Origin of the sequence: Altererythrobacter ishigakiensis (genome assembly GCF_001663155.1) — a bacterium.
Lineage (GTDB): Bacteria > Pseudomonadota > Alphaproteobacteria > Sphingomonadales > Sphingomonadaceae > Erythrobacter > Erythrobacter ishigakiensis.
This window is the reverse complement of sequence record NZ_CP015963.1, coordinates 2,431,793-2,456,269: the sequence shown is the minus strand read 5'-3', so window position 1 is coordinate 2,456,269 and position 24,477 is coordinate 2,431,793. Positions and strand designations below refer to the sequence as shown.

Here is a 24,477-nt window from a genome sequence, read left to right as displayed (position 1 = left end):
CGCAAAGCGCTCTAATTACATGCTGAACCCGGGCGGCAGGAAGGCTTCTATAGGGCGATCTGCACCTGGAGTGCCTTCGATTAGCCATTCTGTCACTGCCATGCCCGGCCCAGTGTGCGATATCGCGACCGTTGCCAAAAACACCACAACATAAAGCCCCAGTCCCCAAAAATAGGCGGGGTGAACTCGACCGTTCTTACGCCAGTCTACAATCATGCCGATGATAGGAAAGATCATGGTCGAGACGGTCGTGATTGTCCACGCATGCGGGATCATCAGCGGCAAGGGTAACAGACGGCCAAGCCCCGGTCCGGTCAGGATTGCCATCGCGCACAGCATCAGGCGGCGGTGCCAGCCTGTATAGCGGCGGCTCTTGAGAGACCAGAATGCGAGCCCGCCAAATAGCCAGACCAAAGCCAGATTGCTCCACAGGAACTCGCTGACATGGAAGAAGAACGGGCCGCCGGTGCGTTGGGCGACGGCGATCATGATGAGCGTGCCGGCCGCAACCATCGCGGGAATCATAATATAGGACAGCTTACCGAGCCTGACGTGTAGCGCTTTATTGCCGCTCGCCATAGAGAGGTGTTGTGCCAGGTACAGCCCGAGCCAACTCATGAAAATCACGCCGTGTACGTGATAGGGCCAAGGCACATCGAAGCTGGAACGACCCATGGCAAGCTGGATTGAAAATCCGGCTACGATCACCAACGACATGATGCATGCCATGATAGTAAAGAAGCGCGTGCTCTCGCCAGAATAGCCCAACGGCTTGCTGTCGGCCAAAGTTGCCATGATTTTCCCCCAGTGTCCTCGGGGTCAGGTTAGCTGCGCAATGCCGCTCGCGTCAATTCGCGTGCCAGGTGTCGTTTGTGTCTTGCGCCACAAGCCCGCGTTTTTCCAGATCAAGCAAATGCGCCATCACACTCATCTGCGCGGCCTTGTGCAGGCGTTCGTCCAAACCCTTATACATCTCCGGAATGAAGTCCGGGATAGTTCGCGCTTGCTCGCCTAGCAGTCGCAATATCTGGCTCTCGCGCTGGCGGCGATGGCCCATCATCCCGCGCACCAACTGACGCGGTTTTTCAATTGGCTCGCCATGTGCTGAATAATACACGCGGTCCTCGCGCGCTTGCAGTCGTTCCAGGCTCGCCATGTAGTCACCCATGTCGCCATCCGGCGGAATGACGACGCTGGTGGACCAGCCCATGACATGGTCGCCGGTGAACAGTGCGCCGCTCTCTTCCAAGGCAAAGCAGAGGTGGTTTGACGTGTGGCCAGGGGTGTGAACCGCGCGCAGTGTCCATCCTTCGCCTGTCATCGCTTCGCCGTCTACCAATACGCGGTCCGGCGCATAGGTGGTGTCGAATGCTTCGTCACTGCGCGGCAGATCACTGTCGATCACCAACGGTGCGCAGCCCACAATCGGTGCGCCGGTGCGCTCTGCCAAGGGGGTGGCAGCTGGAGAGTGGTCGCGATGCGTGTGCGTGCACATGATCGCGGTGACTTTGGCATCGCCAACCGCAGCGACGATGGCATCGATATGTTCAGGTTCCGCTGGACCCGGATCAATCACCGCCACATCGCCCGCATTGCCCACGATATAGGTCTGCGTGCCGGTATAGGTATAGGGTGACGGGTTAGGAGCGAGGACGCGCCGCACCAGCGGCTCGCATTGCTCGGCGATGCCCGTGGGCCAAGGTTCGGGTGGTAAAGCCATGACTTGCATATGGGGGAAGGTCGTGCACATGTCACGCCAGCTAATTTGGAGAGAGAATTGAGCGAATTCATTCTTGTTCTGGACGAAGGGACGACATCGACACGTGCGATGCTGTTTGATCATGCGGGCAAGCTGCATCATGTGGCGCAGCGCGAATTGGAACAGCATTATCCCAAGCCCGGTTGGGTCGAGCATGACGCGTCAGAGATTTGGGAGAAGACTCTCGCCTGCGTGCGCGATGTCACCGAGCAGGCGGGTGAGGCCGACAGGATCACCTGCATCGGGATCACCAATCAGCGTGAAACTGTGGTGGCTTGGGACAAAGCGACGGGAGAGCCGCTGTGCCGGGCGATTGTGTGGCAGGATCGCCGGACCGCAGACTTTTGTGCGGAATTGCGTGACGCAGGGCATGAGGAAGAAGTCCAGACACGCACCGGGCTTTTGCTTGACCCTTACTTCTCCGGAACAAAAATGCGTTGGATGCTGGACAATGAGCCGGCAGTCCAAGCTGCCGCCAAGAGCGGATCACTGGCCTTCGGCACAATAGAGAGCTGGCTGATCTACAAGCTGTCGGGTGGAGAACATGTGTCCGATGCCAGCAATGCAAGCCGTACGTTGTTACTCGCGCTTGATGGAGCTGCGTTTGACTCGGAACTCTGCGACCTGTTCGGCGTGCCCCGTTCGGCGCTGCCAGATGTCGTTGATAGCGCAGGCGAAATCGCTGTTGCAAAGGCCGAGTGGCTTGGTCGCGAGATTCCCATCACTGGCCTTGCGGGTGACCAGCAAGCGGCGACGATAGGGCAGGCCTGCCTTTCACCGGGGGAGACCAAATCAACTTACGGCACTGGTGCCTTCGTGCTGACCAACAAAGGGGGCGAGATACCGCGCTCAGCCAACCGGTTGCTGGGTACGGTGCTGTACCAGATTGATGGTCAGCGCACCTATGCGTTGGAGGGCTCTGTCTTTGTCGCGGGCAGCCTTGTGCAATGGCTTCGTGATTCACTCGGTATTGTCGATGTTGCCAGCCAGACAGAAGAATTGGCGCGATCCATACCTGATAGCGGCGGCGTAACAATTGTCCCTGCCTTGAGTGGATTAGGTGCCCCGCATTGGCGTGCCGAAGCACGCGGCGTGATCAACGGGCTTAGCTTTGCCAGCGGCAAGGCGGAGCTCGCCCGCGCCGCCCTTGAAGCCATGGCGCATCAGACGCACGATCTGGCCACCGCGTTCGCCGCCGACGGAGCGCCCTGGCAAAGACTACGGATTGACGGCGGGATGAGTGCCAACGACTGGATGGCGCAGGACCTGGCAGATATTCTTAACTTGCCGGTCGAGCGACCTGAGTTCGTCGAGACCACGGCATTGGGCGCTGCTATGCTTGCAGCTGCTGGTGCTGGCATCCATGCCGATCTTGAAAGCTCGGCGACGGCTATGCGCGGACATTTGCAGGAATTCGCGCCAACCATGCCGGAGCAAATTCGCTCAGGGCGCTTGGCAGCTTGGCGAAAGGCGCTGGCAGCGGCGTAATGTCAATCAGTGCATACTGATGGCGCGGTCCAGGCGGGCGCGCATCGAATGTACCACTGGTTGCGCATCGAATTCATCCGCCCAGGCCTGGTCGAGTCGCGCAATCCGGCGATGTAAGCGGATCGTTTCTTCGATCAGCTCTCGCGTTGGTTGTTCCATCAACTCAAGGTCGTCTTCGTTGCTGGGACGATCATCAGGCAGGCGACCATGACTACGTAGCTGTGAATCGCTGAGTTCGCCGGCGAAATAGGCCCGTTGGTTCAGTAGCCATGCCAAAACATGCATCATGCGCGTTGTTGCTTTCAAACCTTCGCTTGAAAGCGCAAGGCGCAGGCGGTCGCTGGCATCAGGCGCAACGTCTCCCATGCCCAACGCGAACGTCGAACGAACTTCGTCGGCCAGTAGCAACGCCTCGCTGTAAAGCGACTCAATGATCGGGCGCGAAAGGTTTGATGGACTTGCCATGAGGTTGGGTTAAGATGGAGTTTCCACCGGCGTCCAGTCTGGCAACCATGTTTTCCGCGGCTTTACAGGTCGCTGTCCCAAAGCGGTACGGAAACGTTGATATTGTAAGCGGAAACCAAGCTTTCACCGGACAAATCACGCAATAATGTCTGGCAGCAAGGTATCCTCAATCATGGCAATCTGGTCCTTCAGCCGAAGCTTTCGCTTCTTGAGCCTGGCGATCTGCAACTGATCCTGTGATCCCGTCTCAGTCAGCGCCGTGATCGCGGCGTCAAGGTCACGATGTTCCGAGCGCAGCAGCTCCAATCGCTTGCGCAGCTCTTGCTCGTTCACTTGGCGTCCTCCTTGCCTTCCTGGTCCATCACCAATCGGGTGCCGTTAAAGGCATACGTGAAGGTGCGCTCTTTTCAAGTTAACCTTTATATGGTTTGATCCTTTCACGCGGCTCGTCCGCGCGTAGGCGAGTCGCTCTTGCGGTATTCACGCGAAGAGGAGATGAGTTGATGGCAACGTCCCATGTCGAAGCGCTACAGAACAAACACGCCGGACTTGAAGCGCAACTGCGCGAGGAATTGAACCGACCTGCGCCTGATACTGCGACGATCCAACATCTCAAGAAGCGCAAGCTGCAGATTAAACAAGAGCTGGCGCAAGCCTGAGGCGAGCAGAAGACTCTCGTAATTAACCGATCCTACCTGCGTCTCGCTGCGAGAAATTGTTGCGGAACAGCATTTCGCTTGGCTAACAACCTGCTATAGCAGCGCACATATGACAGCAGCAGCTTCGGCCCGCATGATCCTCACTCGTCTGCACGAGGTCATGGCTTCGCGATTGCACGCGCAAGCCAAGCTGGATCGCGTGGTTGATATCGTTGGCGATAGTTTGGATAGCGAGGTTTGCTCGATCTATCTCTTGCGCGAGGGAATGCTGGAATTGTTTGCGACCCGCGGCCTCAACAAAGGCGCGGTTCACGTGACACGCATGGCGATTGGCGAAGGCCTGACCGGAACAATTGCGCATAACAATGAAACGTTGAATCTGGCCGAAGCAAAGGCACACCCTGATTTCCTTTATCGCCCTGAGACAGGCGAAGAAAAATTCCACTCCTTTGCCGGCGTTCCGATTGTCTATCGAGAGCGTGTGGTGGGAGTGCTGAACGTTCAGCATGTCGATCCGCGGCGCTACGAGGACGTCGAGATCGAAGCGTTGCAAACCACAGCGATGGTGCTGTCAGAGTTGATCGCCAATGCAGAGCTGATTGATGAAGAGGGTGCACGTGGCCTGAGCGAAGGGCAAACAGGCACACAGACCGTATCCGGGCTGGCTTTGGTGAAGGGACTCGCCATTGGCAGCGCAACCTATCACCAGCCGCGCATTACAATCGATCATGTTGTGGCTGACGACATCGAGGCTGAACGTCAGAGAGTCTATCGTGCGTTCGACAAGATGCGCGAACAGATCGATCATATGGCCAACCAGGCGGAGTTCGGTGTTGGCGGTGAGCACGAAGAGGTGCTCGAGACCTATAAAATGTTCGCTTATGATGAGGGCTGGGGCCGCCGCATCAACGAAGCGATTGATTCCGGCCTGACCGCTGAGGCCGCGATAGAGCGTGTCCAGCAGCGCACGCGCATGCGCATGCGTGAGATTGACGACCCCTTGCTGGCCGACCGGATGCACGATTTGGAGGACCTGTCCAATCGCTTGCTCCGGATTGTATCGGGTCAATTAGGCACGGCCGCCTCACAAGGGCTACGGAAGGATACCATTCTGATTGCACGCAATCTGGGGCCTGCCGAATTGCTCGAATATGACCGTCGGCGCCTGAAAGGTGTGATCCTTGAGGAAGGCTCGCTCACGGCGCATGTTGTGATCGTTGCACGTGCCATGGGTGTGCCAGTCCTGGGCCGTGCCCGCGGCATTCGCGGTCTGGTCCGTGACGGCGACGAGATCCTGCTTGATGCTGATCAGGCAACCGCCACGATACGCCCGTCTCCGCAAGTTGCGCAAGCATTTGACGCGCGGTTCGAGAAATCTCGGGAGAGGCAGGCTGCCTATGCCAAGCTGCGCGACGTGGAGCCATTCACGCGCTGTGGAACGCGCATTCAGGTAATGATGAACGCCGGGCTGCGCGATGACATTTCAGCGCTCGCAATGACCGGTGCAGATGGAGTGGGCCTGTTCCGCACAGAGTTTCAGTTTCTTGTTTCTGCAACCCTGCCACAGCGCGAACGCCAAGTCCGGCTGTATCGCGATGTTCTGGATGCAGCGGGCGACAAGCCGGTGATCTTTCGAACTGTCGATATCGGCGGCGACAAGGCAGTGCCCTATCTCCAGTCAGAGCAGGCGGAGCATGATGAAAACCCGGCCATGGGGTGGCGTGCCTTGCGCCTGGCATTGGAGCGTGGTGGATTGCTGAAGGCGCAGGCGCGATCCCTTCTCGAAGCTTCCGCGGGCCGCGAGCTGAATGTGATGTTCCCAATGGTTTCAGAGCCATGGGAATTTGATGCAGCCAAGGAAGTTTTTGAAGATCAGATACAATTCATGCGCAAGTCCAAGCGCCAGTTGCCCGCTTCGATCCGGTATGGCGCAATGCTGGAAGTGCCGGCACTTGCCGAGGTGCTTGATCTCATGGCGCCGCGCGTCAATTTCCTGTCGGTCGGTACCAATGATCTGACCCAATTTCTGTTTGCCGCGGACCGCGCCAATCCTAAGCTTGCCGAACGCTACGACTGGCTCAGCCCATCGATAATGCGCTTCATGCGCCGGGTCTCGCAGAGCCTTGTCGGGCAGAACGTTGATCTGGCTGTTTGCGGCGAGATGGGTGGCAGGCGTCTGGAGGCATTGGCCTTGCTTGGCATCGGATATCGCCGTCTTTCGATTACACCTGCCGGTGTCGGGCCTATCAAGGAACTTGTACGAAGGGTTGACCTTAAAGAAATCACCGAGGCGATGACCGAATGGCTATCAGACCCCGACGTAGATCTGCGCACAGAGCTGAAGGCTTGGGCAGACGAACGCAATATAGAAACGGACTAACACTGGTGACTTCGTTCGACCGCTCGCACACCGGTCACGCTCTGCCGCTAATGCGTGTCAGGCAAGAGCCGCTCGGCTTGACACGAAAGCGCCACGCCTTTCTTGTAGTGCGATAAAAGAATACTACGGGGTCGCACCTATGGTTGAGGAAATCGTCGAGAATCAGGATCATGAACTTCCGTTGGAAGGCGTTGGTCGGCGACTTCAGCGGGAGCGCGAGGCCCGGGGCATATCGCTTGAGCAAATTGCAGAGCAGACACGGATTTCCGAGCGACATCTTGAATTGATAGAGCAGGACAAGTTTTCCGAGCTGCCGGCACGAACATATGCGTATGGTTTTTCACGCAGTTACGCACGTGCATTGGGCATGGACGAAGGCGAGATTGTCAACGACCTGCGGGCAGAGCTCGACAATACATTGGCTGGTCGGCCCAGATATACCCCCGCGTTCGAACCCGGAGACCCAGCAAAAGCGCCACCGCGTGGAGTGGTTTGGGCGTCAACTATAGCGGTCCTGCTGCTCGCTATTGGGAGCTATGTCTTTTACGGTCGCTTTATCGCTCCGGGGGCGGATCCTGTACCCCTGGTTTCTGAGGAAAGCTTGGAGTCGGCAGAAACGGATGTTGCGCAGGCCGAAGCAGCATCAACTGGCTCTAGTCAGAATGTGGGCACCTTGCCCGATCAGGTGGTGTTTACCGCGCTGGAAGATGGTGTCTGGGTGAGCTTCTATGAGGCCAATGGCCGGCGTTTGGAGCAAAAGCTCATGGCCATTGGTGAGAGCTTTACAGTGCCGGCCGACGCCGCTGATCCGCGCATATGGACCGGTAGGCCTGACGCGTTCGCGATCACTATTGGCGGCGAGGCTGCGCCTAGGCTTGCGGAAGAGGAAGTCACGGTGCGTGATATCCCGATTACTGCAGACGCATTGCGATCTCGAGTGGCGGTGGATGCGGGTTCGACCGTAATGTCTGCTGATCCTGGCTGACGATACCCACGATTTTGACGCGTGATCGGGTCGATTTTCCAGTAGGATTGATGCAGGATTCGTCTGAGGTTCATCCGCGAGAGTTTAATTGCGGACTGCAGCAGATTTAGGAGTTTGCGAAGTGAATGTGTCCCCAATGAAGCGACTGGCAGGTGTAGCTGTAGCAGTGGCGGTGGTTTTTACTGCTCCGGTTCCAGCGTTGGCACAAGACGAAGTCTCCGAAGCGCGCGTGCGCAAGATTGAAGCGGAAGTGCGCGCATTGCAGCGGAAGGTGTTTCCCGGAGGAGATGCGCGCTTCTTCGAGCCGGAGATCAATACGCAGCAGACCGCGCCAAACACCCCCGCAAACGCCACGTCGACTACTGCCGTGACAGACATCCTGGCGCGGCTCGATGCGATCGAAGCACAATTGCAGCGCCTGACCGCAGCCGGAGAGGAAAACCACAATGCCATGTCGCTGCTCGAAGAGCGGGTAGAGGCACTCGAAGCAGCCAATATGCCCACGCCTGTAACAGAGCAGACGGAGACCCCGTCCTCAGAACAGGCAGCAACTGAGACTAATTTGTCGGCGATGACGGGCGGAGAATCTGAACCGGACGAGCTTCCGGCAGCAGAGGAGCAGGCTGTAGCGGGCCCAAGTGAGGAGCGCTTGGCAGCTGTGCAGGAAATCATGAAGCCGCAAACGGATGACGCGGGCGATGATGAATATACGTACGGTTTCCGGCTGTGGAATGCCGGGTTTTATCCTGAGGCGCAGCAGCAATTGCGCCTGTTCGTGGACCAGCATCCCGACCACTGGCGCACAACCTATGGCCGCAACCTGCTTGGCCGCGCATACCTTGATGATGGCAAGGCGCGGGAGGCGGCGCCATGGTTCCTGCGCAACTATCAGGTAGACAAGCAAGCGGCGCGGGCAGGTGACAGTCTGCTCTATCTTGCTGAAGCCATGATCGCGTTGGAGGACACCAATCGTGCGTGCATAGCTCTTGCCGAATTTGGTGATACCTATCCGGCTCTTGCGAGTGGACGGCTTCAAGATCAGTACGAAGCCAACCGCCAGAATGTGACCTGTAATTGATACGGGGCTTGATCCAGATTTGATCGCGCGTTTTCGCGCGGAAATTAAGTGCGCTGGCCTAATGGATCAGCGGTTCGGCCTTGCTGTGTCTGGCGGATCGGATAGCCTTGCCATGTTGCTGCTGGCGAATGCTACGTTCTCCGGACAGTTTGAAGTCGCGACGGTTGATCACGGGCTTCGCGAAGCGTCCGCAGGCGAGTGCGCATTCGTTGCGCAAGTGTGCGAGGAGCGCGGGATTCAGTGCGAAACATTGAGCGTTGAAGTCGGAGAGGGCAATCTGCAGGCAGAGGCTCGAAGGGCAAGATATGCAGCGTTTGAGCGATGGGTGCATGATCGCAGTTTGGCTGCCATCATGACCGCCCACCATGCCGATGATCAGGCGGAGACGCTGATAATGCGGCTTAACCGGGGCAGCGGTGTCGCTGGCTTGGCAGGCGTGCGTCGGGACAATGATGCGGGAGCAGGGCGGCTGCGAATTGTGCGGCCTCTGCTTGGATTTCGCCGCGCAGAACTAACCGGCTTGGTCGAGGCAAGCGGATTGGGGGCAGTGCAAGACCCCTCAAACGATGATGCCCGGTTCGAGAGAGTTCGCATTCGTCAGGCGCTCAGCCAGGCAGACTGGATTGACCCTTTGGCTCTCGCAAAGTCTGCTCAGCATCTTGCTGATGCAAACGAGGCATTGGAATATGAGATTGGCCGTTTTTGGGAGCACAATGCGCAGCGCACCGGCGAGGCAATCCGGCTGCCTTTGCATCAGATCCGTGAGATGCGCCTTCGATTGATTACACGCGCTATTGAGGTGCTTGGCGGAAAGCCGCGCGGTAGCGACGTCGCGCAACTCGATGATAACTTGCCGCAATCACGCAAGAGTAATGTTGCGGGTGTAATGGTCGAGCTAAAGGATGAGGGAGGTGAGTCCTACCTCTATTTCACGCCCGAGCCAGCCCGGAATTCCTAATGAAATCAACCATGTGCGCCGAATTCGTTCGCTATAGCGGTAGATAACCTCAAACATAGCCCGTATGCACGTTCGATAGGGTCGATGTAGTCGCGTGCAATATTGGCGTAGCTTTCGCCGGTGCTGTCGGGATAGTCACTTGGCGCATCGACTGCGAAATCGGTGATCTGCGGGAAATGCGTTGGGAAGGCGCGGCGCATTTGAGCAAGAGCATCATCGACACGTAGCGAGAAGACCATCTCCAACACATCGTCGCGGCTGATGTCGTTGGCCCGGCTGAACACCGGTACTGAAACAGCCTTCAGAAACATATGTTGCAACAAGGCTAATCTCAGCGCCTGCGCAGCGCCAATAGTACGCCGGATATTCTCGCGATCTTCGAGTGGATTCTCGTCAGGTATCAGATCGAGCAGGCGATATAGCTTCAGCGCATCGACGCGCAGTCGCGATGCCAACCGGCGATAGACGCCCGCCCGGTCGTCCTTTGTCAGATACTCTGCCAGCGCCTCGCACGCATCGGAAAGATGGCTTTCCGTTCCACGGTAAGGCCGACTGGCCCAATAGGCGCTGTTGAACAATTCCCCATGCGCGGCAACGGTCTTGATACTTGCCAGCGCATTTGAGCTTCGCGCCAGCCGGATCAGCTGTCGCCCGCGCTCACTTTCCATGATCAGAGCTGCAAGCTCTTCATAATTTCCATCTGCCGCGCTGCCGATGCCGGAGATGATGTTTACCGGATAACCCAGCTGCTGCAGGATCGCATTGTGCGGAATGGCGCGGATCTGGCGCAGGCTCATCTCGCGGTCGGCGCGAATGTCGCTCTGGCGGCGGGAAACGCGGCTGCCGGTGGAGTTGAGCAGCCCGAGCCCGAATGCCGTCAACGCACGTGAATAGGTCTGGCTTTCCAGATGCTCGCGCTGGTGACTGCGGATTGCGCGGTAAAAGTCGAGGCTCAAATCGGTCCGGCGGTAGAACGGATCGGTCGGCGCATCGGGATCGGTATGCGAAGGCTGAATTTCGGCAATACGGGTCAGCGTCGCGCGCGCCAGCTCAGGCGTCGAGAAGAACATGTAGCCATCGCCGCCCTGGAAGCTGACCTCAGGCTCAAGCTTGATTCCTGCGCGCACAAAGCGCCGTTTGGCCCATGGGCTTAGCGGCCAGGTCAAACGGTCTTCGAAGCTGTCTGGATGCGCCCCGCGGCCCATGCTCTCGCCGTGGGTATTGAAGATCAGCGCCGCAACATCATTGAGGCCATTCTTGTCCATCGCCTCGCTTAGGCGGCCTTGAAGGCGTTCGATCGCCAGACTGGCGGGCAATTGCCCGACAAACCGTCCCGCATCGGAAAAGCCAGTCTGGATCGCCAGTCGCCCACGCTGGCGTACGTATTTCTGGTAGATTTCCTCCCGGCATAGTGCGTCAAGGAAACGTCCGCCGTGCTCCAGCGCGCTCTCGGTCTCGAACAGCGGTGAGACATCGACCTTGTCCTCTATACCGAACAGCTTGCCGAAATAGAGCGCAGCAAGAATGGTTGAGGGCTGTTCGCATTCCGCAATCAGCATACGGATCGGCGCGTCTGCATCGACGTGCTGAATGATTTGCGCCATCGCGATGAATTGGCGGATCGCAGTCGAGCTTTCGATAGCCAGCGCGGCGAAATTGGTGCGCAGCGGCGTTACCTTGGCGAGAATATCGCGCAGCGCCACCATCGCGCCTTTGCTGGCGAGATCGAGCGTGTTGTCAGGGTCAATCCGGCGACGGATTGCATTGTGCAGTTGGCTGGAGTTTACACGGAAATGGATCCAGCCCATCCCAAGCCCATCTGCGTGCATCGCGGCAGCGAGCGTTTTGAGTTGGAGTGCGCGTGCCGTGTCAGCACCGCTCGCCTCTTCCTCCAATGCGGCGATGATCGGCGATAGGCTGAGAAGTTTGTACGGGTCGTCCGCCGTCAGGGTGTTGGCGGCTTTCGATAGAGCTTCAGGCTCACTCAGATCCTTGGCAAAGTCTGCGGCTCGCGCTTCAGCATAGGCCAGCGCAGGGCGCAGCGTATCCAGCAAGGAGTGCGTCGCATCGATCTTTTCGAGTGACGCCGTATAGCGCCCCAATCGCTCGGCTTTCTCTGACAAGCGGAAACCGATCGAATCAAACCACTTGATATCGGTTCTGCCATCCATGTCGTACCCGACCCAGCTGGCAAACCGGAAGGGCAGCGGTGAAAGCTCCTGCCACTGATCTGGAAACCTGCTTGCCGCCTGCTCAAGCACTTTGCTGACAATCGCATCGCGTGCGTCTTGTGCATTGGCAATCGCACGCATCGCGCGACCATGTTCGTACTCCAGTGTGACCGCCGGGCGGTCGGCATTGGCGACGCAGGCGTTGGCGCCAATATCGGCCTCGCTGCTGGCAGCATCTGCGACCGCGGCCGATTGGTCTGGCGTCAGCAGGAATGTTGGGTGCGCGGTGAACACAGCGTGCAGTTGTGGGCGTTCCCAGCGCGCACGGAAGGTGTCAAAATCGCTTTCAGTGAGCGCCTTCGACAACGCTTGCTTATTGGCATCGGCGGCAACAGGCGCGACAAGCCGGCGTAGGCGTTTTGCACGCGCTTGCATGCTTTGGCATTCGAGCTCGGCCACAAGCGCTTCGATGGCGTCAAGATCAATGTCGCCAGCTTCCAGCTTGCGAGAGAGATCGAGTCCCAGCTGAAAGACAGGGTTGAACAGCGGCGTTTCGCGTGTGCGCGCATGAAGCCCGCTCAAATGCTCTAAAAGATCGCTTACGTTCTTCATGAGCCAAGCTGCGCTGCGTCACGGGCGAGCGCTTCAATTGTTGCCTTGTCCGGTGCCCCGCGCGGCGAAACCCAGCTGCCGCCAACGCACAGGACCGCGTCATGGGCCAGCCATTCTGCCGCATTGTCTGGCCCGATCCCACCGGTTGGGCAGAATTTCACATGACCGAATGGTGCGGAGAGAGCTTTCAATGCAGGCAAACCACCTGCCGCCATGGCAGGGAAGAATTTGAAATGCCTCAGGCCCAGATCAAGCCCGCGCATGATGTCGCTGGCATTGGCTGTGCCGGGTAGAAAGGCCACTTGTGACGCGATTGCTGCGCGCGCCAAGGGTTCTGTCAGGCCGGGCGAGACGATGAACTCGGCCCCTGCCTCCAGCGCATCTTCCAATTCGTCGGGATTGGTCACTGTGCCTGCGCCAACGACAGCACCCGGCACTTGCTTCATCGCCTTGATCGCATCAAGCGCGGCGGGTGTGCGCAGCGTCACTTCAAGCGCGCGAAGGCCGCCTGCGACCAGCGCCTCAGCCAGCGGCACCGCGTGCTCTACTTCATCTATAACGATCACGGGCACCACCGGTGCCAGGCGCATGACGCTTTCCACGTCCATCATTTCAAATGTTCCCTTGCAAATGCCGCCGCCGCACCGAACAGGCCGGGCTGCGGGTGCACGATAAGTTTTACCGGCATATTGGCCATCATTCCGGCAAAGCGACCCTTCGCTGCAAAGCGGTCCGCAAAGCCCGAAGCGAGCAGTGTTTCGCGAATCCGGTAGCCCAGACCACCGGCGATCACCACACCGCTGGCGCCTTGCACCAGCGCAATATCGCCAGCGACCGAGCCTAAAGCCAGGCAGAAGCGATCTACTGCCGCCGCTGCCAAGCTGTCCTTGTTTGTCGTGCCGCGCGTCCAGATAGCGCGATCATCGAGATCAGGATCAATCGAGCGGTGCTCCAACGCAGCAAGCGTCTGATAGATATCAACGATAGCGGGGCCGGAAACCACCCGTTCGTCCGACACGCGATTGTGCCGTTTGCGTAGCCGCGCAAGGATCGCGTCTTCAATGCTGTCGAGCGGAGCATAGTCACCGTGCCCGCCTTCCGTGGCCTGGACGCGATAGCTTCCGTCTTCATCGCGGTAAAAATGCGCTACACCCAATCCCGTGCCAGGTCCCACTACGGTGATTGTGCCAGTCTCTGGCAAGTCCGTATGAGGCCCCGCCAGATGCAGGAACTGTTCTGCAGGTGCACGCGCGGCGGCATGCGCGACAGCGGCAAAATCATTCACTATCGTGAATTGTCCGCAGCCCAGCTTTTCTTCGATCAGGGCAGGGCGAATAATCCATGGATTGTTGGTGAAGCGGATCAGGTCCTGTTTTACCGGCCCGGCCACAGCCATGGTGACGGCAGAGGGTAAGGATCCGCCTTTGCGTTTGCGGAAATCCTCCCACGCCGTCTGAAAGCTGGCATGATCGCTGGTGTTGAGCGTTTCTGGTTCGTCCAGTGTTATTTCGCCATCGGTGGCGATCTGAGCTAAGGCAAAGCGCGCGTGTGTGCCGCCGATATCGACGGTGACAATCTCGGTTGCCTCGCCGCCGTTCATCAAAGCCCCGCCGTTTTGAGCATCGCGCTGCCGCCTTGTTCGGCACCGTCAGCCAGATTGCGGAACATGGAGAAAAGCTCGCGGCCAACGCCAACCTCGGGCGCTGGATCGGCGGCGGGTTCGCGGCTTTTGAGATCGGCGGTGGTCGAAAGCTCGCCAGTGGTTGCGCAGACACGCACAATGTCACCGTCGCGCAATTTGGCGAGCGGGCCGCCCCCAAGCGCTTCGGGAGTGACATGGATCGCAGCGGGTACCTTGCCCGATGCCCCGGACATGCGGCCGTCGGTGACGAGCGCTACACGGTATCCGCGATCCTGCAGCACGCCCAAGGGTGGCGTCAGCTTGTGCAGTTCTGGCATGCCGTTCGCGCGCGGCCCCTGGAAACGGACAACAACGACCACATCCTTGTCCAGTTCGCCCGCTTTGAAGGCTTCAACAACCGACGGTTGATCTTCGAATACGAGGCAGGGCGCTTCGATGGTGTGGCGTTCTTCTGCGACTGCCGAGGATTTGAAGCATCCGCGGCCCAGATTGCCTTGGACGAGCCGCATGCCGCCATCGGGCTGAAACGGATCGCTGGCTGGCTTGAGCATGGTGTCATCGCCGCTTTCGCCAACGTCACGCCAGATCAGTTTATCGTCTTCGTCGAGGCCCGGTTCTTTGCCGTAGGTCGAAAGATCGCCATCCCACACCGTCAGAATGTCGCGGTGGGCGAGGCCTGCATCTAGCAGTTCACGGATCACGTAACCCATGCCGCCAGCCGCGTGGAAATGGTTCACATCGCCTTCGCCATTGGGATAGACGCGCGCGACCAGTGGCACAGCGCTCGACAATTCGCTCAAGTCGTCCCAATCGAATTGCACGCCCGCTGCGCGTGCCATCGCGGGGATATGGATCGCGTGATTGGTCGATCCGCCGGTGGCGAGCAGGCCGATGGCCGCGTTGATGATCGCTTTTTCATCAACCATCTTTGCCATTGTGCGCTCACGCGTTCCGGCGAGTTCTACCAAACGATGCACAGCGGCGCGGTCCATCGCCTGGCGCAGCTTGGTGCCCGGCTGGATGAAGGCGCTGCCAGGGATATGCATCCCCATCATTTCCATCATCATCTGGTTGGAATTGGCGGTGCCGAAGAAGGTGCAAGTGCCCGGCGAGTGATAGCTGGCGCTTTCGCTTTCTAGCAGTTCGGCGCGGGTCGCCTTACCCTCAGCATAAAGCTGGCGGACGCGCTGTTTTTCCTTGTTCGCTATTCCGCTGGGCATGGGGCCAGAGGGCACGAACACTGCGGGCAAATGGCCAAATCGCAACGCGCCAATCATCAGGCCCGGCACGATCTTGTCGCAAATGCCGAGCAAGGCCATGCCTGAGTACATCTGATGGCTAAGCGCGACGCCAGTCGACAGCGCAATGACGTCGCGGCTGAAGAGCGACAGTTCCATGCCGTCTTCGCCTTGGGTCACGCCGTCACACATCGCAGGTGTGCCGCCAGCAACCTGCGCAGTAGCGCCCACTTCGCGGGCGTAGACCTTCATCCGGTCCGGGTAGCGGCCATACGGCTGATGCGCCGAAAGCATGTCATTATAGGCGGTGACAATGCCGATATTAGGGCTCTTGCCGGCGCGCAGCGTTGATTGATCCTCCAACGCGCCAGCAAACGCGTGCGCCAGGTTCGAACAGGATACTGCATCCAGATCCGGCATGCGGTCCGCTTCGCGATCCATCAGGTCGAGATAGGACTGACGGCTGTCGCGCGATTTCTTGATCACGCGCTCCGTGACTTTGGCGATTGTCGAGTTGAGTTCACTCATGCCAGCTTACTCCGTCGCGTTCAGCCAGCGCGATGGCCGCGCTGGGGCCCCAGCTGCCCGCGGTGTAGGTTTTCGGTTTCAGGTTCTGCGAATGCCAACCCTCGCGGATGGCATCGATCCATTGCCACTGCGCCTCCACCTCATCGCGGCGGACGAACAGCGTCTGGTCGCCCTCCACCAGGTCAAGCAGCAGGCGTTCGTAGGCGATCCTGCGATGCTGCCCAACGAACGCATCAGGCATCGCGATATCAAGCGGAACCTGACGCAGGCGGATGCCTTCGCGGTCAAGACCGGGCACTTTGGTCATCAATGAAAGTGTGACGTTTTCTTCGGGCTGGATGCCGATCACCAGCCGGTTTGGCTGCATGGTTGCGCCTTTTTCCGCAAAGATGGAATGCGGTACGCAGCGGAACTGGACCACGATTTCAGTCACACGTTCGGGCAATCGTTTCCCGGTTCGCAGGTAGAATGGCACGCCCTTCCAGCGCCAGTTGTCGACATACGCCTTGATCGCGACGAAGGTTTCGGTGTCCGAATCCTTGCCTAGTTCATCGTCATAGCCAGGCACAGCCTGACCGCCGATTGCACCAGCGCGATATTGCCCGGTCACTGTCTCGCCCGATTCAACGCTGCGCAGCGCCCGCAGCACTTTTACCTTTTCATCGCGAACAGCAGTCGCATCGAAATGTCCAGGTGGCTCCATTGCAACCAGCGCCAGCAGCTGCAGCATGTGATTCTGAACCATGTCGCGCAGCGCGCCGCTATCGTCGTAATAACCAACGCGCGATTCCAGACCGACCGTTTCGGCCACGGTTATCTGAACGTGGTCAATGTGCGCCGCATTCCAGATCGGCTCGAACATCAAATTGGCAAACCGCAGCGCAAGTAGGTTTTGGACGGTTTCCTTGCCCAGATAGTGGTCAATCCTGAAGATGCGATCTTCAGGGAATGCAGCGGCCACCGCATCGTTGATTTCGCAGCTTGAGCGAAGATCAATGCCGAGCGGTTTCTCCAGACACATACGCACGTTTTCGCCATCGAGTCCTGCGTGCTGCAGACCCTTGATCGTGGGCTCGAACAAGCTTGGTGCAGTCGACAGGAAAATGGCAAGTCCATGCTTTGGCTCGCCCAATTTCTCGGCCAGCGCCTTGTATCCTTCCAGGGTCGTGGCATCGAGCTGCTGGTAGCTTAGCCGGTTCAGGAATTCTGCCGTTCCACTACGTCGTTCGGCGGGCATGTATTTTTCCAGCGCTTCGCGCGCGAAATTGCGGAATTCACTGTCACTCAGTTCAGAGCGCGCGGTGCCAATGATCTTCAGATCAGAATCGATCAGTCCATCCGAATGTAGCGCGCAGAGTGAAGGCAAAAGCATGCGCTGCGACAGGTCACCTGTCGCCCCGAACAACAGAATTCGGTCAGCGGTAAAATGTTCGCCGCTCATCGAAGGCACTTCCATGTACTCGCTTCTCCCACGAATGGTATCACAGACATCTAGCTTACCGCGCAAATGTCGGCCATAGCATCGCATAGCTATTCACGTGCTGGAACACCTAATCTGGCCGGACAGGGGAAGAGGAATGGATACGGCGCGCAAACCCATGCGAGTCACCAGCTTTGACGTCGCTGAAAAAGCCGGGGTCAGTCAGTCAACAGTCTCGCGAGCCTTGTCTGGTTCGGCGGTTATTACAGAGGCGACGCGCAACCGCGTGCTGGAGGCGGCAAGCGAGCTAGGCTATTTCGTTGATGAACGCGCCGCCCGGTTACGGCGCGGGCATACCGGGACACTGGCTGCGGTCGTAATTTGCAAACCGGGCTATAGTGCGCGTGATGTGAACCCGTTTTCCTACGCGTTATTGGGCGGGATTTGTGCTGCCGCTGCGGATCGCGGCCTTGAAGTGCTGGTTTCGCTGCAGGCGGATGAGGAAAAGCTTTTCGGTCACTATGTTGAACGCGGTCAGGCCGAGGGACTGATCGTGATCGGCACAACCGCCAATCGCGAAGCGTGGGACTATTTCCGCAAGATCGGTGAGACGACAGAGCCGGTCGCGTACTGGGGTTCTCCCCTGGGCGATCTTGATTGGGTGAGTTCGGACAATGAGGCAGGGGCGCGTCTGGCGGCAGAGCACCTGGCAGATCGCGGTTGCAACAACCTCGTCTGCATCGGTTCGCATAGCTCAGTGCAGCGACAATTTGCAGAACGCACGGACGCGTTCGAAGCGCGCGCCAAGGAGCTTGGGAAAGAGGCAGATCTGATCGCCATCGAGCCCGGCAAGGAGCGACGTGAGCAGGGGCGCTTGGCAGCCCAGGCGCTGATCGCCAGCGGCAAGTCTTTCGATGGCGTGTTTGCCGTATGTGATGCCATCGCTTTTGGCGTGCTTGAGGCTTTTCAGTCTGCGGGAATCGCCATGCCGGGAAAGGTCAAGGTAGTCGGCTTTGATGGAATACCTGCTGGCGAATTGTCGAACCCTCCGCTCACTACGATCGAACCGGATCTGGATCAGGCGGGGCGGCTGCTGGTCGAGGCGGTCACAGCAGGAGAAGCTGCAGAACACCCAAGTGTACGGCGTGTGCCGGTACGATTACTTGAGCGTGCAAGTAGCTGATAAAGATAGACTTTCAAGAAAAAGGGACTGGTATGAGACCACAACCAAATGGGCTTTTGCGCGCTGGCATTCTGGCAATGTCGCTTTGCGCCACCTCTGGCCAAGCGGTAGCTCAAGAGCAGCCGATCGCCTTTACCGAGGCGACGATCCTGACCATGGCGGGCGATCCGATTGAGGGAGGCACAATCGTCTTTCAGGGAGGCAGGATCTCTGCAGTTGGCGCAGACGTTTCGATCCCTGCCAACGCCGACGTCCGTAAGGCAGCGGGCATGGTGATCATGCCGGGCATTGTCGATACGCATTCGCACATCGGGCAGGTCGCTGGCGCGGACCGGTCAGGTCCGATCCAACCCGAAGTCCGCGCAATGGATGCGATAAATCCGCTCGCATCGAACATTGCGAAAGCGCGTGCAGGCGGGGTTACAACAGCCAATGTTATGCCTGGTTCTGGGCATCTGGTTAGCGGACAAACCTTTTACATGAAGCTGCGCGACGGTTCGACTATTCAGGACATCTCCTATCGCTGGGAAGATGGCGCGGCGATGGGCGGACTGAAGATGGCCAACGGCACAAACTCGATCCGGGGCGAGGGCGGATTTCCCGGGACACGCGCCAAATCAGCCTCTCTGCTGCGTTCTGCCTTGACCGAGGCGAAGACATATTGCGACGGTGACAGGAAAAAGCCGGATTTGGGCAAGGATGCACTTTGCGAAGTGCTATCAGGCGAGCGGCTGGTGCATTTCCACTCTCACCGTGCCGATGACATCATGACCGTGCTGCGCATGCAACGGGAGTTCGGTTTCAAGGTGCTGATCCAGCACGGGATGGAGGCTTGGAAAGTCGCCGACGAACTGGCCGAGGCAAACGTCCCCGTTTCGGCCATCCTGGTCGATTCACCGGGCGGCAAGCTGGAGGCGCAAGGCGCCCGGCTGGACACCGCAGCCACGCTTGAGAAAGCCGGTGTCCTGACTTCGCTCCACTCCGATGATGGAGTCATCGATTCGCGCTTTATGTTTCGTCATGCCGCAATGGCAGTGCGCGCCGGCATGAGCCGCGAAGGGGCCTTGCGCGCTTTGACGATCAATGGCGCGGTACAGATGGGCCTAGACGACAAGGTCGGCTCGCTGGAAGTGGGTAAGGATGCGGACCTGGTGATTCTCAATGGAGACCCTTTGTCCGTCTACACGCATGTAATGGAGACGTGGGTAGAGGGCGAAAAGCTGTTTGATCGCAGTAAAGAGGAAGACCTGCTGATGGCGCAAGGTGGCTATGGTGCGGGCAATCCGATGGAGGCTGCGCACTACCACTGGGAGCTTGCTGAAGCGGAGGGTGGACAATGAAGATGCTCACGAAACTCGCTGCTGCGGCAGCTTTCGCAAGCGGATTGGCTGGCGCGGCGATGGCACAGGATATCGCCGTGCGCGGGGGACAGGTTTACACCATGGCCGGCGAGGCAATCGTCGATGGTGTGGTGGTGATAGAGGATGGAAAGATCACTGCTGTAGGCCCCGCGGCGAGTACGCCGATACCCGATGACTTGCAGCTCTTGGAGGCTGAAGTCGTTACACCCGGCTTGGTGGATGCGCGAACGGTTGTTGGTCTGGCCGGATATCTCAATCAGCCGCATGACCAGGACCAGCTTGACGAGAGCAAGCCTCTTCAGCCGCAATTGCGCGCGATCGACGGCTACAATCCGGATGAGAGACTGGTCGAGTGGTTGCGAGGGTTTGGCATCACGACCATCCATACCGGTCACGGACCAGGCGCGGTCGTGTCGGGTCAGACAATGGTCGCAAAGACTGTGGGCGGGACAGCGGATGAAGCTGCGATCGTGCCCGGCGCCATGCTGGCGGCAAATCTTGGACCGTGGGCATTGGCAGACGGGGGCAAATCTCCTGGTACGCGCTCGAAGCAGATCGCGATGCTGCGGTCGGCGCTGCTTTCCGCGCAATCAGCCGGAGAAGAAGGCGATCAATCAGACAAGAAGCCGCCCAGTCTGGACAAGCAAGTCCTCCGATCAGTGCTGTCCGGAGAGATGCCACTGATGGTCACGGCGCAACGCTCTCAGGATATCATGAGTGCGCTCCGCCTCAAGAAAGAGTTCGGGATTGATCTGGTGATTGATGGCGGTGCTGAAAGCTATCTGCTGACCGACGAACTGCGCGAAGCGGGCGTCCGTGTGATATTGCATCCAACAATGGCGCGCCAATATGGCGATCTGCAAAACGCCAGCTTCACAACCGCGTCAAAGCTGCGTGAAGCGGGCATTCCGTTTGCTTTGCAATCCGGCTTTGAAAGCTATGTGCCAAAGACCCGCGTTGTATTGTGGGAAGCGGCTATCGCCGCGGCAAATGGCCTTGCCTGGGAAGATGCACTGGCCAGCGTCACTATCGATGCAGCGAAGCTGATCGGCGTTGGTGACCGTGTGGGCTCGCTCGAAGTCGGCAAGGATGGCGACATTGCGCTGTTTGATGGCGATCCGTTTGAATACACCTCGCATGTGACAGGCGTGGTGATTGACGGCGTGGTGGTCAGCGATCAAGCGATGTGAACCGGGGCCGTTTATCGCCGCTGAGGTGGAGTGCCACTTCGCGGCGATGCGGTCTGCTGCGATGTTCAGCGAGGAAGATACCTTGCCAGGTGCCCAATGCGGTTCGGCCAGCAATGACCGGAATCGATAAAGACACGCCTGTAAGCGCCGCTTTCAGGTGGGCGGGCATGTCATCCGGCCCCTCATCATCGTGCAAATAGTGTCGCCCTTCAGGCGCAATCCGTTCTAGCCACGCCAGGATGTCGCTCTGAACAGCAGGTGCGGCGTTCTCGTTGATAAGCAGGCTGGCTGATGTGTGGCGGCAAAACACGGTGAGCAGTCCGGTCTCTACGCCCGTTTCCGAAACCCATTCCTCTACGCCGCGCGTGATTTCGACCAAGCCCTTTCCGGCCGTATCGATGGTTAGAATACTGGCGTGATGGCTCACGTCACTCAATCACGCCGAATAGATCGTGCGCGTCTGCGTCTTCGACGTTGACCGTCACAATATCGCCCGCTTTCAGCGTCGCCGCGACGTTGCGTAGGTAGACTGCTCCGTCGATTTCTGGTGCGTCAGCCTGCGAACGGCCCGTAGCGCCGATATCGCCGTCTTCATCCGGCTCGCCAACCTCATCGATGATAACGGGAATTGTCCTGCCGATCTTTGACTGAAGCTTTGCGGCGCTGATCCGTTCGGTGACTTCCATCACGCGGGCGTATCGCTCTTCCTTGACCTCTTCCGGGACGTGATCGGGCAGCGCATTGGCCGCGGCGCCGTCGACCGGTTCGAAGCGAAATGCGCCCACGCGGTCGAGCTGTGCTTCTTCAAGCCAGTCGAGCAAATACTGGAAGTCTTCCTCGGTCTCTCCGGGGAAGCCGACGACGAAGCTCGAACGCACGGCAATGTCCGGGCAGATTTCGCGCCATCCTTTAAGCCGCTCTAGCACTTTGGCTTCATTCGCGGGGCGTTTCATCGCCTTGAGTACTTTGGGAGAGGCGTGCTGAAATGGGATGTCGAGATAAGGCGTGAGCAATCCTTCCGCCATCAAGGGGATCACTGCATCCACATGCGGATAGGGGTAGACATAGTGCAGCCGCACCCAGGGCGGTGTGCCATCATCTGTCCGCAACTGCCCCAACTCGCGCGCCAGATCGGTCATATGCGCGCGAACTTCGCGACCTTTCCATGTCCGGGGTTCGTGCCGCGTGTCGACACCGTAAGCTGACGTGTCCTGGCTGATCACCAGCAATTCCTTGGTGCCCGCCGCGACCAGCTTCTCTGCTTCGCGCAGCACCGCATCAACTCGGCGGCTGGCGAGTTTTCCGCGCAGCTGGGGAATGATGCAGAAAGCGCAGGAGTGATTGCAGCCCTCTGAGATCTTCAGATAGCTGTAGTGACGCGGGGTCAGCTTGATGTCCGCTTCGGAAGGCTGAGGTATCAGGTCCACGAACGGCCCTTGGCTGGGCGGGGCATGTTCGTGCACGGCTTCGACTACTTGCTCATACTGATGCGCGCCGGTTACCGCGAGCACTTGCGGATGCGCGGCGCGGATCGCATCGGCTTCCTCGCCCATGCAACCTGTCACGATCACGCGGCCATTCTCTGCGATGGCTTCCCCGATGGCGGCCAGACTTTCCTCCTTGGCGGAATCAAGGAAGCCGCAAGTGTTCACCAGCACTACGTCGGCGCCTGCGTAGTCCGGGCTGATCGCATAGCCATCGGCGCGCAGGCGCGTGAGGATACGCTCGGAATCGACCAGCGCTTTGGGGCAGCCGAGGCTAACCATGCCAACCTTCTTGGCGTCGGGAAGTGTCGTTGCAGTGCTCATAATTCGCGCGGCCACTACACGACCGTGGCGCAATGCGCTAGCACCAGTCTACCGTTTGGTTCCGGGAGGGGAAATGATGGATCTTTTTGCAGTCAATTGGTTGGGCGTTGTGCTGGCAGCGTTCGCAGGATTTGTCGTCGGCGGCATCTGGTACGGCCCGATCATGGGCAAGAAATGGATGGGCGCGGTTGGCCTGACTGAAGATCAGATCAAGGAAGGCAATATGCCGCTGATTTATGGCGGCGCATTCCTGTTCTCACTGCTTGCCAGTTGGACGTTGGCGCATACTTTCGCGAGTTACGCGCAGGATTTGTCCGTGCTTGTAAAGATCATGACGGCTTTCGGTGTCGCGCTGGGCTTTATCGTGCCAGCGATCGGGACGAATTACCTGTTCAGCCAGAAGAGCAAGACGCTGTTCTTCATCGATGCGGGGTACTGGCTGTTGTTCTACATCGCGATGGGAGCGGTTCACGCGTATTTCCCCTGATAGAGTATTAGTCCCCATTCCGAGTGGGGACGATCTCGACCACGATATCACCTTTCTGCAGGTTCTGGCATTCGTCTTCCCAGAACCCCAGTGCCTTGCCTCCGCGATAGATACGCAGGCCTCGGCCACCGCTCTTAAGGTCTGCGATCGCGCTGCCGCATTCCTCGTCAGTTACCTCTCGTTCAACGAGCTGCACACGGCCTGAAACAGAGGCGAGATCAGCCAGGTAATCGGCGATATGCGCCCCGCGGGCGCTGCCCGCCAGCAGCAGCCCGGTAAAGCGCACCGGATTGATGACGGTATTGGCCCCCGCCTGACGAGCGAGAGACTCATTGTCATCTGCGCGCACAACCACGCTGATCGGGACGTCAGGTGCCAATGCACGGACCGTTAGTACGATCAGGATCGAAGTATCATCGCGTCCGGCCGAAACCAGTACGCGGTCAGCCTTGCGAATTTTCACTGCTTCCAGCGTGGAATCGCGTGTCGCATCGGCCGCCATGACATTGCAGCCAAGCTTCTCTGCTTCGATCAGCCGTTCTTCGCTCGGGTCGACGACTACGATATTGCGCGGATTAACGCCGCGTTCGACCAATTCATGGACGCTTTCAGAGCCGGAAATTCCGAACCCCAGCACAACAATATGCTCAGCGAGATTTTCCTGAATACGCTCCATGCGCCACTTCTCCCAGCTGCGCTTGATGATGAAATTATAGGCTGTGCCAACGAAAATGAAAAACACAGCGAAACGGATTGGTGTCACGATGATGGCTTCGACCATCCGGGCACGTTCAGTGACCGGGGCGATATCGCCGAAACCCGTCGTGGTGATCGATATCATCGTGAAATAGACGACATCCAGAAAGCTGACTTCGCCATCCACACTGTCAGCCAGACCGCCACGATCGAACCAGTGGATCAATACGACGAGAAAAACCAAAGCAAGCGCTAGGCCGATACGGATAAAGAAATCGCCCCATACGGGCACTTTTACCGCGCGCCTTAGCGGTTTGAACCGCGGCCCGCGGAAATGCCGTTCAGGCTTTGCGGGAACTATCCGATCGA

Annotated in this window: 22 protein-coding genes; 10 read left to right on the top strand and 12 right to left on the bottom strand. The window is 58.6% G+C overall.

Translation table 11 applies throughout. From position 1 onward, the window contains the following. Positions 1 to 15: 15 nt before the first annotated feature. Complete coding sequence (locus A6F69_RS11810) at positions 16 to 795, bottom strand: hypothetical protein (protein WP_067601559.1); 780 nt, start codon at positions 793 to 795, stop codon at positions 16 to 18. A gap of 52 nt (positions 796 to 847) precedes the next feature. Then, positions 848 to 1,720 carry an MBL fold metallo-hydrolase gene (locus A6F69_RS11805; RefSeq protein WP_067603089.1) on the bottom strand — a complete coding sequence of 291 codons (873 nt, stop codon included), beginning with the start codon at positions 1,718 to 1,720 and terminating at the stop codon, positions 848 to 850. A 57-nt stretch (positions 1,721 to 1,777) separates the two neighbouring features. Between A6F69_RS11805 and glpK the strand changes: the two genes are divergently transcribed. Beyond that, positions 1,778 to 3,247: a glycerol kinase GlpK gene (gene glpK, locus A6F69_RS11800; RefSeq protein ID WP_067603085.1), complete on the top strand. Its 1,470-nt coding sequence runs from the start codon at positions 1,778 to 1,780 to the stop codon at positions 3,245 to 3,247. Between the two features lie 6 nt (positions 3,248 to 3,253). Here glpK and A6F69_RS11795 read toward each other — a convergent pair whose 3' ends face one another. Together A6F69_RS11795 and A6F69_RS11790 are read right to left on the bottom strand one after the other, a co-directional pair. Further along, the gene (locus A6F69_RS11795; protein WP_067601557.1) at positions 3,254 to 3,712 is read right to left on the bottom strand and encodes a DUF1465 family protein; all 459 of its coding nucleotides are present in this window, start codon (positions 3,710 to 3,712) and stop codon (positions 3,254 to 3,256) included. Positions 3,713 to 3,847: 135 nt separating this feature from the next. Then, positions 3,848 to 4,045: a YdcH family protein gene (locus tag A6F69_RS11790; RefSeq protein WP_067601556.1), complete on the bottom strand. Its 198-nt coding sequence runs from the start codon at positions 4,043 to 4,045 to the stop codon at positions 3,848 to 3,850. 170 nt (positions 4,046 to 4,215) lie between these two features. Here A6F69_RS11790 and A6F69_RS12995 point away from each other — a divergent pair, with 170 nt between their 5' ends. The 5 genes from A6F69_RS12995 to tilS all read left to right on the top strand — a co-directional run bounded on the left by A6F69_RS12995 (position 4,216) and on the right by tilS (position 9,772). Then, entirely contained in the window at positions 4,216 to 4,371 is a 156-nt protein-coding gene (locus tag A6F69_RS12995; protein WP_083984786.1) for a YdcH family protein, read from the top strand. 109 nt (positions 4,372 to 4,480) lie between these two features. Continuing rightward, positions 4,481 to 6,751 carry a phosphoenolpyruvate--protein phosphotransferase gene (gene ptsP, locus A6F69_RS11785; RefSeq protein ID WP_067601553.1) on the top strand — a complete coding sequence of 757 codons (2,271 nt, stop codon included), beginning with the start codon at positions 4,481 to 4,483 and terminating at the stop codon, positions 6,749 to 6,751. Between the two features lie 139 nt (positions 6,752 to 6,890). Continuing rightward, positions 6,891 to 7,736, top strand: a complete 846-nt coding sequence (locus A6F69_RS11780) for a helix-turn-helix domain-containing protein (protein ID WP_067601550.1) — start codon at positions 6,891 to 6,893, stop codon at positions 7,734 to 7,736. Between the two features lie 136 nt (positions 7,737 to 7,872). Continuing rightward, positions 7,873 to 8,814, top strand: coding sequence for a tetratricopeptide repeat protein (locus A6F69_RS11775; RefSeq protein WP_067601547.1), 942 nt, complete (start codon positions 7,873 to 7,875; stop codon positions 8,812 to 8,814). Between the two features lie 61 nt (positions 8,815 to 8,875). Next, entirely contained in the window at positions 8,876 to 9,772 is an 897-nt protein-coding gene (tilS, locus tag A6F69_RS11770) for a tRNA lysidine(34) synthetase TilS (RefSeq protein ID WP_083984785.1), read from the top strand. A gap of 5 nt (positions 9,773 to 9,777) precedes the next feature. Here tilS and A6F69_RS11765 read toward each other — a convergent pair whose 3' ends face one another. Genes A6F69_RS11765 through zwf form a run of 5 tightly spaced genes read right to left on the bottom strand, consistent with a single transcriptional unit; the run spans position 9,778 to position 17,404 of the window. Then, positions 9,778 to 12,555, bottom strand: a complete 2,778-nt coding sequence (locus A6F69_RS11765) for a phosphoenolpyruvate carboxylase (RefSeq protein WP_067601542.1) — start codon at positions 12,553 to 12,555, stop codon at positions 9,778 to 9,780. After that, complete coding sequence (gene eda / locus A6F69_RS11760) at positions 12,552 to 13,166, bottom strand: bifunctional 4-hydroxy-2-oxoglutarate aldolase/2-dehydro-3-deoxy-phosphogluconate aldolase (RefSeq protein WP_067601540.1); 615 nt, start codon at positions 13,164 to 13,166, stop codon at positions 12,552 to 12,554. The genes A6F69_RS11765 and eda overlap by 4 nt, the downstream gene beginning before the upstream one ends. Further along, a complete protein-coding gene (gene glk / locus A6F69_RS11755; protein WP_067601538.1) occupies positions 13,163 to 14,155 on the bottom strand; it encodes a glucokinase in 993 nt (330 codons plus the stop codon). Before glk ends, eda begins: the two co-directional genes overlap by 4 nt. After that, positions 14,155 to 15,963, bottom strand: coding sequence for a phosphogluconate dehydratase (gene edd, locus A6F69_RS11750; protein ID WP_067601536.1), 1,809 nt, complete (start codon positions 15,961 to 15,963; stop codon positions 14,155 to 14,157). The genes glk and edd overlap by 1 nt, the downstream gene beginning before the upstream one ends. Beyond that, the gene (zwf, locus tag A6F69_RS11745; protein ID WP_067603082.1) at positions 15,956 to 17,404 is read right to left on the bottom strand and encodes a glucose-6-phosphate dehydrogenase; all 1,449 of its coding nucleotides are present in this window, start codon (positions 17,402 to 17,404) and stop codon (positions 15,956 to 15,958) included. The genes edd and zwf overlap by 8 nt, the downstream gene beginning before the upstream one ends. 136 nt (positions 17,405 to 17,540) lie before the next feature. Between zwf and A6F69_RS11740 the strand changes: the two genes are divergently transcribed. Genes A6F69_RS11740 through A6F69_RS11730 form a run of 3 tightly spaced genes read left to right on the top strand, consistent with a single transcriptional unit; the run spans position 17,541 to position 21,117 of the window. Further along, the gene (locus A6F69_RS11740; protein ID WP_083984784.1) at positions 17,541 to 18,566 is read left to right on the top strand and encodes a LacI family DNA-binding transcriptional regulator; all 1,026 of its coding nucleotides are present in this window, start codon (positions 17,541 to 17,543) and stop codon (positions 18,564 to 18,566) included. Between the two features lie 32 nt (positions 18,567 to 18,598). After that, on the top strand, positions 18,599 to 19,906 hold the full coding sequence (locus tag A6F69_RS11735; protein ID WP_067601534.1) for an amidohydrolase family protein: 1,308 nt from the start codon (positions 18,599 to 18,601) through the stop codon (positions 19,904 to 19,906). After that, positions 19,903 to 21,117, top strand: coding sequence for an amidohydrolase family protein (locus A6F69_RS11730; protein WP_067601532.1), 1,215 nt, complete (start codon positions 19,903 to 19,905; stop codon positions 21,115 to 21,117). The genes A6F69_RS11735 and A6F69_RS11730 overlap by 4 nt, the downstream gene beginning before the upstream one ends. Here A6F69_RS11730 and A6F69_RS11725 read toward each other — a convergent pair. Together A6F69_RS11725 and rimO are read right to left on the bottom strand one after the other, a co-directional pair. Further along, positions 21,098 to 21,544 (bottom strand): secondary thiamine-phosphate synthase enzyme YjbQ, encoded by a 447-nt coding sequence (locus A6F69_RS11725; protein ID WP_067601530.1) that lies wholly within the window; start codon positions 21,542 to 21,544, stop codon positions 21,098 to 21,100. The two genes, A6F69_RS11730 and A6F69_RS11725, sit on opposite strands and share 20 nt — an antisense overlap. 1 nt (position 21,545) lies before the next feature. After that, a complete protein-coding gene (gene rimO / locus A6F69_RS11720) occupies positions 21,546 to 22,925 on the bottom strand; it encodes a 30S ribosomal protein S12 methylthiotransferase RimO (RefSeq protein ID WP_067601527.1) in 1,380 nt (459 codons plus the stop codon). Positions 22,926 to 22,998: 73 nt separating this feature from the next. Between rimO and A6F69_RS11715 the strand changes: the two genes are divergently transcribed. Next, complete coding sequence (locus tag A6F69_RS11715; protein ID WP_245638244.1) at positions 22,999 to 23,412, top strand: DUF1761 domain-containing protein; 414 nt, start codon at positions 22,999 to 23,001, stop codon at positions 23,410 to 23,412. 7 nt (positions 23,413 to 23,419) lie between these two features. Here the strand turns inward: A6F69_RS11715 and A6F69_RS11710 are convergent, their stop codons facing one another. After that, positions 23,420 to 24,469 carry a potassium channel family protein gene (locus A6F69_RS11710; RefSeq protein ID WP_067603074.1) on the bottom strand — a complete coding sequence of 350 codons (1,050 nt, stop codon included), beginning with the start codon at positions 24,467 to 24,469 and terminating at the stop codon, positions 23,420 to 23,422. Between the last annotated feature and the right edge of the window lie 8 nt (positions 24,470 to 24,477).

What these genes read in the sequence shown, in the direction of transcription:
- A6F69_RS11810 (WP_067601559.1), bottom strand. Translation starts at nt 795, where the DNA reads ATGGCAACTTTGGCCGACAGCAAGCCGTTGGGCTATTCTGGCGAGAGC.
- A6F69_RS11805 (WP_067603089.1), bottom strand. Translation starts at nt 1,720, where the DNA reads ATGGCTTTACCACCCGAACCTTGGCCCACGGGCATCGCCGAGCAATGC.
- A6F69_RS11795 (WP_067601557.1), bottom strand. Translation starts at nt 3,712, where the DNA reads ATGGCAAGTCCATCAAACCTTTCGCGCCCGATCATTGAGTCGCTTTAC.
- A6F69_RS12995 (WP_083984786.1), top strand. Translation starts at nt 4,216, where the DNA reads ATGGCAACGTCCCATGTCGAAGCGCTACAGAACAAACACGCCGGACTT.
- ptsP (WP_067601553.1), top strand. Translation starts at nt 4,481, where the DNA reads ATGACAGCAGCAGCTTCGGCCCGCATGATCCTCACTCGTCTGCACGAG.
- A6F69_RS11780 (WP_067601550.1), top strand. Translation starts at nt 6,891, where the DNA reads ATGGTTGAGGAAATCGTCGAGAATCAGGATCATGAACTTCCGTTGGAA.
- A6F69_RS11775 (WP_067601547.1), top strand. Translation starts at nt 7,873, where the DNA reads ATGAAGCGACTGGCAGGTGTAGCTGTAGCAGTGGCGGTGGTTTTTACT.
- tilS (WP_083984785.1), top strand. Translation starts at nt 8,876, where the DNA reads ATGGATCAGCGGTTCGGCCTTGCTGTGTCTGGCGGATCGGATAGCCTT.
- A6F69_RS11765 (WP_067601542.1), bottom strand. Translation starts at nt 12,555, where the DNA reads ATGAAGAACGTAAGCGATCTTTTAGAGCATTTGAGCGGGCTTCATGCG.
- eda (WP_067601540.1), bottom strand. Translation starts at nt 13,166, where the DNA reads ATGATGGACGTGGAAAGCGTCATGCGCCTGGCACCGGTGGTGCCCGTG.
- glk (WP_067601538.1), bottom strand. Translation starts at nt 14,155, where the DNA reads ATGAACGGCGGCGAGGCAACCGAGATTGTCACCGTCGATATCGGCGGC.
- edd (WP_067601536.1), bottom strand. Translation starts at nt 15,963, where the DNA reads ATGAGTGAACTCAACTCGACAATCGCCAAAGTCACGGAGCGCGTGATC.
- zwf (WP_067603082.1), bottom strand. Translation starts at nt 17,404, where the DNA reads ATGAGCGGCGAACATTTTACCGCTGACCGAATTCTGTTGTTCGGGGCG.
- A6F69_RS11740 (WP_083984784.1), top strand. Translation starts at nt 17,541, where the DNA reads ATGGATACGGCGCGCAAACCCATGCGAGTCACCAGCTTTGACGTCGCT.
- A6F69_RS11735 (WP_067601534.1), top strand. Translation starts at nt 18,599, where the DNA reads ATGAGACCACAACCAAATGGGCTTTTGCGCGCTGGCATTCTGGCAATG.
- A6F69_RS11730 (WP_067601532.1), top strand. Translation starts at nt 19,903, where the DNA reads ATGAAGATGCTCACGAAACTCGCTGCTGCGGCAGCTTTCGCAAGCGGA.
- rimO (WP_067601527.1), bottom strand. Translation starts at nt 22,925, where the DNA reads ATGAGCACTGCAACGACACTTCCCGACGCCAAGAAGGTTGGCATGGTT.
- A6F69_RS11715 (WP_245638244.1), top strand. Translation starts at nt 22,999, where the DNA reads ATGATGGATCTTTTTGCAGTCAATTGGTTGGGCGTTGTGCTGGCAGCG.